The following is a 14,972-nucleotide window of genomic DNA, read 5'->3' on the forward strand; positions in this document are numbered from 1 at the left end:
ATCTTTTTTAGTAGTGTTGTATCAATATTTGATGCAAAACATTCAGCATAATATTCAACTTGAACATACTGCAGAATATTTTGGAATGAGCCCAGCGAGCTTGAAGCGTAAACTAAAAAAGCACCACACCCATTTTCAAGCTCAGCTTGACCAATGCCGTCTACATACTGCAATCAAGCTATATCGCATTTATGGCTATAAGACCGAACAAGTGTCTGAGTATCTTCAAATCAATGATGCGAATAATTTTAGACGTGCTTTCAAACGATGGAGCGGTATGTCACCACATGCAATTTGATCTCACGATATGGTAAAACTAAAAGAAAAAGGCTAACTATTATTTGTAATACCTAGCCTTGTTTATCTGACTTAAATTAACTGATTTAGGTTATCTGACTTAATCTTCTAACTGAAGATCAGTAGTCTGACGATAGGTTTTCACTTCTTTGCCTTCAGGATCGACATAAACGAGCTCAACCCGACGGCTCAAAGCATGTCCCATTTTCGCTTCATCATTAGCAATCAACTGAGTTTAGCCTTCTGCTTCCATCGCAATACGACTTTCGGTAATACCATGCTGTATCAGATAGCTTGCAACCGCATCAGCACGCTTTTTCGATAAACGTAAGTTGTAAGCTACACTGGCACGAAGATCAGTAAAGCCGTACAAAGTCATGGTATGGTCAGGATATTTATTCATGAACCGAATAATCTTATTCAAAATCACCGCACTTTCATCGGTGATATTTGATTGATCTAAACCGAAATGAACGACATTTGGAATCTTACCAAACTTAATGGCTTCTTCGGTTTCAAACTCATCAAGCACCGTTGGTTCAGGCTCAGGAATGACCACAGGCGCAACTACCGCAGGCGTCCAAATTGGCCATTGCCCTTTCACACCATTACACGCTTTTTCACCACCATTTAATTCTTCTAGTGATGGGTAAGTCACTTTAGGTAATTCTTGTGGTGCATTTGGATTGACAGTCAACACCTGGTAAGTTGCACGATCTAAAAGACGCTGCGCCGATAAAAACTTTTCACGAGAATGACGCCATCCGAGTTCGCAATGCTCTGCAACCGCCCAAACCAAAATGACTTCGGCTTGCGCAGTTTCTGCATAACTCGTATTAAATCCTTCATGGTGCTTTAATACTTCAGCAGTTGCCCACAAATCACGACGCATCACACCTGACATTGACAATACATTGGTCGTCAAGCTTAATTCTTCTGCTTGACCTTGCTCTAATGCGCTGATGATACGATCTGCTTCAGCAAGTGCTTCTTTGCGAGTATTTTTAATAAAACCACGTTCGCCACCTTCGTGAGCTGCATAAGTGAGCCACGTTGCTGCTTTTTTCGCATGATAATATTGAATACTTTGTTTATTGGCAAAAAATGGTAAAAGACGTCGTTGCATCTCAGCAACGTCTTTGTCTTGTGGATTGGCAATATACGTAGATTCGTCAATCGTTGGTCGAGCTAAACTTGTTGTAAGTTTCTTTTCAGCAGTAACTACAGGTGCAGATGGTTGAACTGGATTACTCATCTGCTCTGGCTGAGATGGTAGACTTGCAACAGCCTCTTGTGGAATCGAATCAAGCTCGACTGCAAAAGTTACAGTCGTATTTAAGGTGATTAAACCCAAAGACATCGCAACAATTAATGCAGGGCGTTGAAAGCCTCTCCAAGTCCGATCTGTACTGACTTGGTTAATATTTTTTTGCTTCATCGCTTTACTATTCATAGCTTGCTTATTCATAACTATGGCTCTCTCGAAGCATTAACAGATGAATCTTTACGTTTAAACAAGTTTTCATCAAACTTGAAGCGCATACGTAAATAAGGTCCTTTTACCGTGGTGTCACTATCAACAAGATCTTCATCGTCATAACCAGAGAAGTTATAACCACCTGACAACCATAGGTTTGCTGCAACAAGATAACCAACTTCCCCACCTACGAGCAAGCGTTTTCCTTCACTTACATCAGACCACAATAGACCACTGTGGATTCCAGCATCCCAACGCTCATTAATATCGTACATTGCACGACCTGAAACGAGGTATGTTGTACCGTCTGATTGTAGGCCTGAGAATGTCGTATCAACTTTTTTCATTGCATACTGACCAGACAAGGTCATTGCACGAGTTGGATGATAGTTCATATGTGTCGAGAAGATATACACATTCTTCAAGAATTTATTGCTTAAGTCAGATTCGTTCTTGTCATAACGATACTCAACTTTAGTCAACGCATCAAAACGATTGGTATCTGTATCACGATAAGCTGCACCAAGTTGGAAGCGATCGACAAGACGATTCCCACTATTTTCACTCTTATTGTCAGTGAAGCTGATTACATTCTTCGCAAGTAAAGTCACATCATCAGAATACTTATACGCTACGCCGAGGTTGTTCAATACTGTATCCGATTGATCAGCCCAACGTGCTTCAATACGACCTACCGCTTTCCAGTTTTCAGGTGCTAAATATTCTGCTCCAAGACTTACCGCTGTATTGTCTGCACTCAGATTGTTTGCACCAGATACTGCTTTAACTTGCTCAAAGCCTGCATTGACATAGAAGCCTTCTTCAAGCTCCCAACGGTTACGCAAACCAATCGCTGCTTCTGCTTCGCGAGCGCTGATACCATCACGTACACGATACTCACTGAATGCTGTAGAGTCGTTGTTATAACGGCTTTCTAAACCAAATACAGTGACGTTACGACGTTGTGTATCATTCAATTCGTACAAACCGCTAATACTTGAAACCAACTCGTGACGACCATAAGCACGTAGCTTAGTATTGATTTGGTAGTCTGCACCTACAGCAAATACTTGACGATCAGATTCTTCAATATCTTGCTCATATTCGATGAAGGCACTTGAACCTGCCCATGGCAATTGACCTGTCAATTTTGTACGAACAGTCGTACCACTATACGGTGCAATTTGATTAGTATTTGCAGTTGCAGGCTCAGACTCGTCGTAATAACGCAAGCCAAACTCAATTGCTAGAATCTTATTAATTGCACGTTGAATACTTGCAGATACACCTTGATTTACGCCGTTGTTTAAATCTTCTGTACGGATAAATTCGATATTTACCAAACCAACATTGTTAATGTTGGCACGTGCTTTGATCCCGCTTTCACTACGACCTGATGAGATCGGTGATGACGTATTGTAGAAGCCTTCATCTGCATTATTGTGATATGCACGGAAGTCCATATTCTTATAAGCATAATCAAGCTCAATGCGGTAAGCATCACCTGAGATCTCACCTGTTTCTGATGGATCGACATTGATCTGTGTCAATATATTGACATCGCTCACATTTACTTCAGATGTTGCAAACTCAGCAACCAACTTACCTGATTTGCCAAGATTAACCACAGTATTCGCACTGCTTAGTTGTTCTTCATTCAAAGGATTGTCACTTTGAACGTGTGAAGCACCAACTTTAACGCTATCAGTGATTTTGTATGAGCCTGATACACCACCAACAATATACTCTTCGCCACCCTGATCTGACTCAACTGTGATACGAATATACATTGGGTTTAAATTTGCATCGACACTTGGTACTGGATCTTTTAAATAAATACTATTACTAAAAGTATCTACTTCATAATCAGTAAAACGAGTCAATGTTTCAGTAGAAATGATCAGTCCTGGATTGTTACGATCACGGACTAAGATTTCAACTTTTTCACTATTTTCTAGAATGTCATCAGTGTCAACATTACCTAAGCTATATGGACCTGAGATACCTAATGCACGCTGTTCAGTAACGACTTGCTCAGTATTTGTTTCTGCAGCAAATGCTGAAACTTTATATTTATCACCTTCGATGACACCACGTACACCAGTCAAAGAACGGTTGTATTGACCGAGCGACAAGCCTTCATCATTTTCTGTGCGTGTTACATAGTCGCCATACATGACATGTGAGCGACCTTTGTCCACACGAATATAAAGCTTACTTGTTGACTGAGCTTCAAAACCTTTTGCCGCAGAATCACCGTACACTGGATAGTATTCATCTGGACGGATATCACGGAACAAACGCTGACTATTATCTTTATCAGAGTCATAAGCCAAAGTAAGTAGGTATTCGCCTTTTACCTTACCTTTTAAGAACATCGCAGCACGACCAGTGGTTTTCAGTTTACCATCGTCAGCGCTAGATATTTCTTTTAACTCTTCTTCAAAACCATCATTAGAATCAACTTTGTTGAGTTCACTTGGGTTAAAGTCTTTAAATGAAATTGCACCTTCGATGATACCCGTTGCAATAATCGGGCGAAGATTTGGCAAAAAACGTACAGGCGTACTTGCATGAAAGATACCACTTTCAACAGAAAGGATACCTTCACCTGCATCATTTGGAGATTGAATTGGTACAATTAAAGTACCACCTTCAACGAATACTTGAATGCCCGGTTCTTTTTTATCTAAATCTTCTAGTTCTACTGTACCAATATTTGATTGTACAGTGAGTGGCGTGCGGCTAGATACCACAGTACCAAAACGGTCTACGATTTTTAACTCAACATTCAAACGATCTGTACCATTCGCTTGTGCCATTTGAGCAGTTGCATTCAGTACAATCTTGTCAAGTTGATCAGGTGCAATCACTTCGATCTTTTTAGATTCACGAAGATTACCCATCATATCAAGCTGACGTGCTTCGATCGTATTTTTACCCGGTTTAAGCGCTACACCAATAAAGTCCAAACCAGACACTTGGAAATCAGGCAATACTGCACGTTTACCGATACGCTTTTCGCCAACTTGTTCGCCATTTACCCAAAGCTGTTGGTTCGTACCAGCTGTACCTTTGATCTGAATAGTGGCTTGCGGATAGGCCAACACTTGACCTTCACGTAAGTTTAGGATTTCAAGTTTATTATCTGTTGCATTTTCTAAGGCTTTTTCAAGACTAACCGTAGTTTCAACTTTTTTAGGTTCAAACTGAACTGGCTTCAAGTCCATCAACTTTTCTTTAGAATAGTCAACAGCACAATTCGAGCTAATGCCTTGTGCAGAAATACAACCACTTGCAGGCTGACCACGTGCATCAGATACACGGAAGTTTAATGGATCAATCGTTAAGTCTGTGCGTAGGATTTGCTCAAGCTTTGAATTTTTTAATTCAATTGATTCTTTACGCTTAAGGACTTGATCAATCAAAGTTTCAGAACAAGTACCAGCCGCACCACTAGAGATCGCAAAATCAGCACGATGCAATTCACCACGTTTCAAATCGACGAAACGGCTGTTCGGATCACCAGCTTGGCGATTACTAATCAAAAGCAATTCTGCTTCTGATGGCAACGTAATACGGTCAACTTTTAAAACGTGAGTTTTAGCTGAAATACCATAGAAATCGTATTTACCTTCGCTATCGGTAATCGCATAGCTACCATCTTCAAGATAAACACGTACACCCGGTACACCGATTTCGCCGAAGTCTTGTACGCCATTACGATTGCAATCTGTGAAGATCTTACCAACGATAAAGCCTTCGGAGATCATCGCACCTGGGGTTACTTCAACTTTAGCAGAAGCCTCATTTGACTCTTTGCCTGTTGAATCTTTTGCACGGACACGGTTGATCCCATCACCATTTAATGCGTTTGGACCAATATAAACTCTATATTGAACTTTAACTTCTTCATTAGCTTTTAAAGTTCCAAGACCCAATGTTAAGTAAGGTCCTTTGCCACCGTATGGATCGTCAACTTTCGTGCCATCAACTCGCATTGATCCTTCAACGTAGATAAAACCACGTGGTAAGGTATCTTTGATCGAAACATCAGTCGCATCAACATTGCCACGGTTAGCTACCGTAACTGTATATTCTTCAAAATCACCAATTTCCGCTTCGTTATCGGTCGCAACTTTTTTCACAAATAAGTTCGAGCGACTTTCATCTGACAATGGGTCAATTGGAATATCAATATTGAGTACGGTTTCACCTTGACCAATATCGAATTCACCAGCATATGACCATTCTGGATTAACAATTTTGTCAGATGAAAAACCTGAAATTGGATATACAGATTTGTCACTAGTAAACTTATATTCTGTATTGCTAGGAATCGTGCTTGTATCTACATCAATTATATAGCGACCTGCATTAACGTGTGGGTAAACAAATTCACCGTCGCTATTTGTTAGCTGAGTCGCAGAGATCGAAATCATCGCACCAGTTACAGGGTCGATACGATAAGCAACATTGTTACCAATAGGTTGACCTGTAGTAGCATCAATCAGTGTAACCGTAGCACCTGCAACTGGTAAACCTGTTTTTGCATCAAAAACCGTACCATAGTTATCCATTAATACTTGCGTATCGACATTATCAAATGTTTGCGTGGATTGATTGTTTGCATCCAAACAATCGGTCAAGTTAATCGCAACTTGATCACGCTTCACTGTTTGCAAAATATCATCTTGATTGATCGCAACGTCTGAACGTGTTGTTGGCAACTCGTAGCGGAATAGACCAGTGTTTGCACCAGTTTCCACACCGATAATTTCTTCCAAATCACCAGTTTTGCTAGATTGAACACGAATCTTAACACGATCAACTGTATAACGATCGGCATTACATGTTGCACTACGAGATTCAATATACAAAGGACGCTCTGCAGTGCCTGAGCCAAGTATGGTACTGAAATCGCTGGATTTATTGAAGATTTTTGAACTACCAGATATCGCTGTTGATACTTGGTTTGATGGTGTGACTTTTTGTCCACCAGTGGTTGCGTATTCAACATTAAAAACATTCTTTACAATTGTTTGTGCAATACCACTATTCATCGTAACGACGAAATCAACTTGCTCTGTCGTCTTTGCAGCAATCGTCGGAAAACCCACAACAAGCTGATCAATCGTTGATAAGTCAGTTGGCGCTGTTGTGCTATAATTATTTGCACCAGTTTTATAAAGTACTTTTGCTTGAGAATTCGTAGGGCGAGCAGATTTAAATGTTGTATTGGCAGGAATATCATCGACCAATAAGACCATTTGTTGTGTTTGACCATCAATTGTCACATCAATTGGCGTAGCTGCTTTTGAAGCATTATTTTGAATGCGCAACGTGTAGTCAAGATCGAAATCTGATGCGTTATCAGGATCAAACGACTGTTGCTGTACTTCTTTAGTCGCAACAAGTTCTGGAATAACGACATTTGCACTATCAATCGCACTTGCTGTAGCATCAGTATCTTCAACAACTACTGCATTAATCGGTAAATCAAGCTTCTGACCATTTGTCAGTGATGAACTTGCTGTAGCAACCACCCATAAATCAACACTCTCTCCCGGTTGAAGGAGAATGTATTGCGTAAACTCAGGGTCGCTAGAGTCAAATTGACCGTTTTTGTTTGAATCGATATATATTTTGACATTACTTAAACCAGTAATATCAACCGTATCTAAACTAACACGTGCAGGTGTATTACTATTATTTGTAAGTGTGTTAGACCAAATCACCAATTGACTTGGCTCAATCTCTTGAGCAATTGGCGTGGTTAAGTGAATTGCATATAGTGCGGAAACATTAATTTCTACTGCATTAGAAGTAACTGTTTGCTCAACACCTGAACTATCTACAAAGTATGTTGCATATGCAATGTTCTGAATCGTACTATTTGCACTAGGCATGGCTGCATTGCCATATTGCGCTAACAACATAGACATTGTCAACGCCGACAGTACAAATGTCGTTTTTTGGCAAGTCTGTAGTTTTGTCGATTGCAACACTGCGATGACCTTAAATAGATAATTTGAGATAATGAGATGCTTATATTTAGATATAAGCATCTCACAATACAGCCTTCTAGAGGCTGTATTGCTTATACCAAAACTTTAGATTAGTTTGCGTCCACTTTGACAGCGAATTCAATCACTACTTGTTTTAATGGATCTACTGCAAATCCTGGAGAAGTAATAACACTACCATTACTACCATTAGACACTGTCACACTAGGGTTACCTAATGCAGCTTGTACTGGTGTATAACCAGTGGTAAACGCTGGTGCAGGAGCTGTCGAAACAGTAGTATATGCTGGTACTGGGTCACTCATTACGACATTAGTCACTTGTTGATTACCATCATTGGTTGCAACAATGCGATACTGAATACATTGTCCTGGTTTTGCTTGTAAAGTACCTTTGGTGAACGAAATTTCATCTGTATCAGTCAAATCGCCATCACAGTTAATATCTAAACCTTGGAATTTCTCAAGACGCAATTGACCAATATTTACCACTGTACGGTCAACGACTTGAACTGCTGCAGGCGCATTCAAGCCACCCAATGTACCTGTTGGCGTAATGGTAATTGTAGAAAGATCATATTGACCAGCTGTTGCATTCAACGGCGCTTCAACTTTCACCAAGATACTCACAGATTCACCTGGTTGTAAACCTGCTGTACCAGTCTGTGATAACAAGTCCTGTAAAGAACCTGCACCTGTACCTGAAAAGTTAGTTACAAGTTCATTAATATCTGCAACACCATCATTATCTAAATCTACATATACCGATGTCACTGCACCAGCCATTGTACCCGCGTGAGTCGTTGATGGATCAGTAAGTGTTAATACACTTGAGCCAACACCTTCATCAAAACCACCGTTGTTGGTCAAAGTATGTGTATAAAGGATTGTACCACCTGGTTGAATCTGACCTTGTTGGTCTGCAAGGAAGTCAATATCACGTGCCAATACATCCACGATGCTAAGCTTCAATGTATCATTTGCAGATGCAGACGGATTATTTACAGGATCAATTGTTAAGATCACATCATCCGTAGTCGCTGAATTTATAGGCGTTGAGTAGTTTGATGGCAAAGTTACTTTTGCAACGATGTTTGCAGTTGAACCAGCCGCGATAGGACCTGTATCCACGATACCATCGCCATTTGTATCTGTTAAAGGTGTTGCACCATCAGATTTAAACAGTTCAACGGTACTACCTGCTGGAAGATCAGCCTGATTTACAGTGACGTTATATGTTTCTACACCAGTACCTGTATTGTGGATCACAATTTGATCTGGGCCTTGATCTGCTGAGCCTGTATTGTTACCAAATACTACTGGTGTACCAATGGTTGCATTTTCTTTAACAGTGTTATCTTGGTTGACATCACTTGGCACTGTTGCAGCATCTGCGTAATCGTTGTTTGTCCTTTCATTGACAGTACCCGAATAGGTTCTAGTCACGGTCACGACAGTTTGGTTAGAGTTAGTCGGTGTTACGCCATTTGGGGTTGTGCTTGCATCATTATCATTATCATCAAAGACAGATGCGGTGTTGAGAATGTTTGCAGTGTTCGTTGTATTTGCTTGGACTTTAAATTTGATCGTGCCTGTTGAGTTTGCAGGAACGTTATCCAATGAAATTAACATTACACCAGTTGTAGCATTAACTTGATAGTTAATGCCTGCAGGATCACCAAAAGCTCCATCAGTTAAAGGGGTTGCAGAACCATTCCAACGACCAGAATTTGGTACATAAGCAACTTTAGTAACATCAATGTTATCTGTAATAGATACATTAGCCGCCGCAGCATTACCAGTGTTACGATATGTCAATGTATATTCGATTTCACCATTTGCGCTGACGCTAGATACACTTGCAGCTTTCTCAATACGTAATACCGCACCGTTCGTTACAACAACAGTATCTGTATCTGTATCAGTTGCGCTATCAAATGCACTGGTCGCAGTGATAGTGTACTGTGCCTGACCTGTAGTGACTGTACTCGGTACAGTTGATTCAATAATCAAACCAACTGATGCACCTGGTGCTAAAGTTACTGAAGTTACAGGAGTATTACTATCTTTAACACCATCATTGTTAGCATCTAAATATACTTGTAGATTATTCAAGTTAAAGGCATCAGTTGTTAACTGTGCAAGTGCAAGTGTATATGTATCTGAACCATTACCTGTATTTGTTAATGTATGCGACAAGCTTACCGAACCATTTGGATTCGCAGATGCTGTACGATTATCAACCAAAGTAAAGCTACCCACTTGTAGTACTGTAGTTGTTACTTGGTTAGATGTAACAGATTGTGGGTTACCACTTGCATCATTATACGTTGCAGATGCAATGTTATTGATGTTTGATCCAGCTGCAGGAGCGGCCGCTTGGGTTGTTTGCGCTACAGCAACACCACCTAGAGCTAGTGCAATCGAAGTTGCTAGCTGGGTAATGCGCGGTAATTTAAAATTTTGAGACATTTTTACCTTCCTCATAAAGAGCATATTTAAGATTAATTACTTACAGCTGTACTATTAATGCGTGTTTGCGCAGAAACAGCAATTGACTTCCCAGCAGGAAGCTCTGCGATGGTCCAACGCAGAGCACGATAGTCTGCTAGTGGAACATTCACTACCTGATCGCCAACCTTTTTCTTCAGTGGCATTGGTGCAAAATTCACACCATCAGTACTTGCTTGAGCCTTTGTTGGAGCAGACTTAGCAAGGAATTGCGTTTCAGCAGGAATTGGTAAAGTTGCTACCAAGTTTTTGATCGTCCCTGCTGTGTTATTTGTATATACTGCACGATACTCAACCACCTGCCCCGGTTTCACTTCTGAAGCTACTTGTTCCGTAATTTTACCTTCAGCATTTTGTGCAATGAGATATGTTTTTAGATCTACTGATACAGGCTCTTTTGCAGCTTGAGTATTTGCAAGCACGCTAGGTGCCAATAGAATCAAAGCAGAGCTAATCAAAGCAGTTTTCACGAATTGTTTAGAAAGCACCATAGTCATCCTCGAAACTAAATTCACAATCTGAGATTATTTAGCGCTTAATATACAACATTTACGGTACAATAATGCAACATGTATCACAAAAAATATTTAAGAAGGGCAATTTTTTTGTAACTGGAGCGGAATTTAGGTGATAAATCATATTATTTTATGGTTTTGTATTTTGTAAACAGAACTTTATAATGATTTTTTAAGTTTTATTATTCAGCTATTGTGCTTTAGTTTTATGATTCATATAAAAAAGAGCAAACTAATCTGCTCTTTCTAACAAAACTTTATAGCTTAAGAAAGCTCGCTCAATCTTCCATGTGTTGAATAATCGCTTTACCAAATTCAGAACAACGAAGTAAAGTTGCATTTGGCATCAAACGCTCAAAGTCGTAAGTCACCGTTTTGGCTTTGATCGCACCAGATACACCACGAATGATGAGATCCGCTGCTTCAATCCAACCCATATCACGTAGCATCATTTCCGCAGAGAGAATGATAGAACCTGGATTGACTTTATCCTGACCTGCATATTTTGGTGCTGTACCATGTGTTGCTTCATACACAGCGATCGCCCCACCGATATTTGCACCTGGCGCAATACCAATACCACCGACTTCTGCTGCAAGTGCATCAGAGATATAGTCACCATTTAGGTTTAAAGTTGCGATCACAGAATAATCCGCTGGACGCATCAAGATTTGTTGTAAGAACGCATCAGCAATGACATCCTTAATAATGATATCTTTCCCTGTTTTCGGATTTTTAATTTTGACCCAAGGACCGCCATCTAACAACTCACCGCCAAAACGATCAATTGCAAGCTCATAGCCCCACTCTTTGAACGCCCCTTCGGTATATTTCATGATATTACCTTTGTGAACCAAAGTCACCGAAGGCTTATCATTATCAATCGCAAACTGAATCGCTTTTCGTACTAGACGCTGTGTTCCTTCTTTAGATACTGGCTTGATCCCAATACCACAACCTTCTTCAAAGCGAATCTTGGTCACGCCCATTTCTTCTTTGAGAAATTTAATAACTTTCTTGGCTTCATCAGAATCTGCTTTCCACTCGATCCCTGCATAGATGTCTTCTGAGTTTTCACGGAAGATGACCATATCAGTAAGCTCAGGGTGTTGCATCGGCGAAGGCACGCCTTCAAACCATCGCACTGGACGCACACAAACATACAAGTCTAATTCTTGTCGAAGTGCGACGTTGAGCGAACGAATACCACCACCAACTGGTGTGGTAAGCGGCCCTTTAATCGACACGATAAATTCACGTAGCGCATCAAAGGTTTCTTCAGGCATATACGTGCCATAGATTTTATCTGCTTTTTCGCCGCAATATACTTCCATCCATTCGATCGAACGCTTGCCACCATATGCTTTAAGAATCGCAGCATCGACCACCGTCTTCATTACAGGTGTAATATCCACACCAATCCCATCTCCTTCGATAAAAGGAATGATTGGATGGTTTGGAACATTCAGTGACAGGTCTGCATTTACGGTGATTTTATCACCATCTGCAGGAACTACGATCTTCTGATAACCCATTGTAAAGATGCTCCCTTCTTATAATTGGCAATGCTGTATAAATGTCTTGAACGACACTAAAACTTTTTTAACGCCTATATACTAAAGAATGTAGAATAGTTTTGTAATTTATCTCATAAATAGCAATATTTCCCAAAATGATGGTTACAATACTCGCTAAGCTATTGATTCAAATAAAGTAGAAGTTCATGGTAAAAATCGTCGCTTTCAATAAACCATTTAACGTACATTCCCAATTTCGTTCAGAAGAACTGCAGATCACTTTGTCTGATTTTATCCATGATCCAAGTTTGAGAATTGCTGGACGGCTTGATCGAGATTCCGAAGGTTTATTACTGCTGACTGATGATGGACAGCTCAATCAACAAATCACTCATCCAAAACATAAACAATATAAAAGCTATGTCGTGCAAGTCGAAGGTGACGTTTCAGAAAATGCAATTGAACAATTGCGTCGTGGTGTGATGCTAAAAGACGGTATGACACTCCCTGCAAAAGCCGAAAAAATAACAGAACCTAAATGGCTTTGGGAGCGTGACCCACCGATACGCCATCGTGCCAATATTCCAACCTCATGGATTGAAATCCAAATCTGTGAAGGCAAGAATCGGCAAGTACGCCGTATGACGGCTGCGATTGGCTTTCCAACGCTACGGTTAATTCGCACCCAAATTGGTTCAGTCAATCTGATTGATCTTGGTTTAGTACTTGGAGAATCTACGCCATTAGAAGCTTTGTTTTATGATGAGTTTCGACACCTCTTAAAGCAAAAGAATAAAACTCAAGATCATGCTAAAAGTGGTTTGAGTTGGAAAGATCAAAAAGCGAAAGATCAACAGAGAAAAAATCAAAATTCAAAAGACCATAACAACAATGGCTTTAAACCAAACAAAGCTAAAACAAAAAATTCTCAAACTGAAAAATCAGATTCTCGTCAAAAGAGCGGTAATCCATCGTCAGGACGACGAAATACAAATAGCCCAAAACCTTCTAATCGCCGTGCGACGACAAAACAGCGAAATAAAGAATAGTCATGGGTAGTATTCGTTCAGATCAAATTGCTCTAGATAAAATTGCAATCAATCAAATTCCTGCACGTCGTAAACAAATCCGTAAACAACGTCGTCAGCTTTCAAAGCGTCAACTTCGACAAGCGGAAACTGCCGTAGTGCAAAAATTGCTTAACGTCGCAGAAATTAAAAAGGCAAAAAAAATTGGACTTTATCTCAGTGATTTTGGCGAAGTGCCGACACAAGCTTTAATCCAAAAACTCATTCAACAGAATAAGAAAGTTTATATTCCAATGATTTGTAATATGAATCAGCGACTTGTTTGGACGGAGCTGACGTTAAATCATTTAAAATCTAATCGTTTGGCAAGACATCGACTAGGTATGCAACAAATCATGGCAAGTCGTGCTTTTGATATGGCTAGGCTTGATGTGGTGATCATGCCATTGGTACTTTTTGATCGGTTTGGACATCGTGTCGGTATGGGTGGTGGTTTTTATGATCGAACACTGGCAAAGCATTCATATCACCCTATTCGAGTTGGATTAGCGCATGATTTTCAGGAGGTCGATGGCGTTTTGGAAGTACAAGTTTGGGATCAGAATCTAGATCTAGTCTGCACACCAACACGTTTGATTCGGTTTTAATTTCAAATTGAAGTGAGTAGCTGCTTTAAAATCCAGCGTCTTTATAAACCAATCATCTGATAAAATTAATCGTAAAGCTTATAAATTCCAGTAAACCGCTTACAATTTTCCTCATCAGATTCAAGCTTTAGAATCGAAAATTTACGCTCAATTTTGTACTGACAACGACTATCCAAATCACTAATTTCTTGCAAAGCATCCGCCGTAGTATAAGAGCGTAAATGTGCATAACGTGCTGTGTCGCTATTATTAGGATTGCGAAATTGTTTTGCTTCGATTTTGATGCGATTGCGATCGAGTTGTTGTATTTGCAATGAGGTGAATTGCGGATCAACTTTGCCATTCACATAACGTACAAAATGCTGTGTAAGGCTTTGATTCATACTGGTTAAATATACCAATTCATCTACACGTTGCTCAAATTGCTGTGAAATACATGCTTTCGTTTTGCATTTATTGACGAAATTTTCCCACTGCTGTTGTGATAGCAATAGTAGCTTGAGTGGTGCGTTAGACATCAGCTGTGCTTGTAGATATTGTGCTTTAATTTCTTCGTTGTGTTCTTTCAGTTGTTCATCTTGGCAAACTAGTTTGTATAATCTTTTTGATGCGAATTTTTGATGAAACTCTTGATCGCAGTCTGGCAATATCGACTGCGAATTTGCATGCGCCATATTCGTCAATCCCACTATGACACATAAGGTTGCTATGTTCGTACCGACATATTTTATAACGTTTTTTGCCGATAAAATTCGAGCTTTCATAGAAATATCTTCAAAATATAATTTCATAAACAATATATACTTAGGTTGCTTATTATGACAGTTTTCTAAACCAATAATAATCTAACTATACGTGGCAAACCATTTATTAGACAAGTATTAATTTTAACAAATTTGCAAATCTATAATGCCAAGCTAATCATGAGTATGGAGTGAACACATCACTGTTACAG

The 14,972-nt window shown here is 39.8% G+C and carries 10 protein-coding genes; 3 read left to right on the forward strand and 7 right to left on the reverse strand.

Annotated elements, in window-relative coordinates:
* The coding region (locus ACE3PQ_RS09745; protein ID WP_374297351.1) for a helix-turn-helix domain-containing protein at positions 1 to 298 on the forward strand (298 nt) is incomplete at its 5' end.
* A 99-nt stretch (positions 299 to 397) separates the two neighbouring features.
* Here ACE3PQ_RS09745 and ACE3PQ_RS09750 read toward each other — a convergent pair.
* The 6 genes from ACE3PQ_RS09750 to icd all read right to left on the reverse strand — a co-directional run bounded on the left by ACE3PQ_RS09750 (position 398) and on the right by icd (position 12,360).
* Entirely contained in the window at positions 398 to 526 is a 129-nt protein-coding gene (locus ACE3PQ_RS09750) for a hypothetical protein (RefSeq protein ID WP_374297354.1), read from the reverse strand.
* A 6-nt stretch (positions 527 to 532) separates the two neighbouring features.
* The gene (locus ACE3PQ_RS09755) at positions 533 to 1,765 is read right to left on the reverse strand and encodes an OmpA family protein (RefSeq protein ID WP_374297356.1); all 1,233 of its coding nucleotides are present in this window, start codon (positions 1,763 to 1,765) and stop codon (positions 533 to 535) included.
* A gap of 2 nt (positions 1,766 to 1,767) precedes the next feature.
* The gene (locus ACE3PQ_RS09760) at positions 1,768 to 7,782 is read right to left on the reverse strand and encodes an SdrD B-like domain-containing protein (RefSeq protein ID WP_374297434.1); all 6,015 of its coding nucleotides are present in this window, start codon (positions 7,780 to 7,782) and stop codon (positions 1,768 to 1,770) included.
* 110 nt (positions 7,783 to 7,892) lie between these two features.
* On the reverse strand, positions 7,893 to 10,271 hold the full coding sequence (locus ACE3PQ_RS09765) for a beta strand repeat-containing protein (protein WP_374297358.1): 2,379 nt from the start codon (positions 10,269 to 10,271) through the stop codon (positions 7,893 to 7,895).
* Between the two features lie 32 nt (positions 10,272 to 10,303).
* Positions 10,304 to 10,801, reverse strand: coding sequence for a hypothetical protein (locus ACE3PQ_RS09770; protein WP_374297360.1), 498 nt, complete (start codon positions 10,799 to 10,801; stop codon positions 10,304 to 10,306).
* A 302-nt stretch (positions 10,802 to 11,103) separates the two neighbouring features.
* Entirely contained in the window at positions 11,104 to 12,360 is a 1,257-nt protein-coding gene (gene icd / locus ACE3PQ_RS09775; protein WP_374297363.1) for an NADP-dependent isocitrate dehydrogenase, read from the reverse strand.
* 188 nt (positions 12,361 to 12,548) lie between these two features.
* Between icd and ACE3PQ_RS09780 the strand changes: the two genes are divergently transcribed.
* Both ACE3PQ_RS09780 and ACE3PQ_RS09785 read left to right on the forward strand, forming a co-directional pair.
* Positions 12,549 to 13,391 carry an rRNA large subunit pseudouridine synthase E gene (locus tag ACE3PQ_RS09780; RefSeq protein ID WP_374297365.1) on the forward strand — a complete coding sequence of 281 codons (843 nt, stop codon included), beginning with the start codon at positions 12,549 to 12,551 and terminating at the stop codon, positions 13,389 to 13,391.
* 2 nt (positions 13,392 to 13,393) lie between these two features.
* Complete coding sequence (locus tag ACE3PQ_RS09785) at positions 13,394 to 14,017, forward strand: 5-formyltetrahydrofolate cyclo-ligase (protein WP_374297367.1); 624 nt, start codon at positions 13,394 to 13,396, stop codon at positions 14,015 to 14,017.
* Positions 14,018 to 14,082: 65 nt separating this feature from the next.
* Here the strand turns inward: ACE3PQ_RS09785 and ACE3PQ_RS09790 are convergent, their stop codons facing one another.
* A complete protein-coding gene (locus tag ACE3PQ_RS09790) occupies positions 14,083 to 14,691 on the reverse strand; it encodes a hypothetical protein (protein WP_374297369.1) in 609 nt (202 codons plus the stop codon).
* Positions 14,692 to 14,972: the final 281 nt, after the last annotated feature.

Source organism: Acinetobacter sp. (genome assembly GCF_041911495.1).
Lineage (GTDB): Bacteria > Pseudomonadota > Gammaproteobacteria > Pseudomonadales > Moraxellaceae > Acinetobacter.

Coding starts and splice junctions, on each gene's coding strand:
- ACE3PQ_RS09765 (WP_374297358.1), bottom strand. CDS start 10,271: ATGTCTCAAAATTTTAAATTACCGCGCATTACCCAGCTAGCAACTTCG.
- ACE3PQ_RS09785 (WP_374297367.1), top strand. CDS start 13,394: ATGGGTAGTATTCGTTCAGATCAAATTGCTCTAGATAAAATTGCAATC.
- icd (WP_374297363.1), bottom strand. CDS start 12,360: ATGGGTTATCAGAAGATCGTAGTTCCTGCAGATGGTGATAAAATCACC.
- ACE3PQ_RS09790 (WP_374297369.1), bottom strand. CDS start 14,691: ATGGCGCATGCAAATTCGCAGTCGATATTGCCAGACTGCGATCAAGAG.
- ACE3PQ_RS09770 (WP_374297360.1), bottom strand. CDS start 10,801: ATGGTGCTTTCTAAACAATTCGTGAAAACTGCTTTGATTAGCTCTGCT.
- ACE3PQ_RS09780 (WP_374297365.1), top strand. CDS start 12,549: ATGGTAAAAATCGTCGCTTTCAATAAACCATTTAACGTACATTCCCAA.
- ACE3PQ_RS09755 (WP_374297356.1), bottom strand. CDS start 1,765: ATGAATAAGCAAGCTATGAATAGTAAAGCGATGAAGCAAAAAAATATT.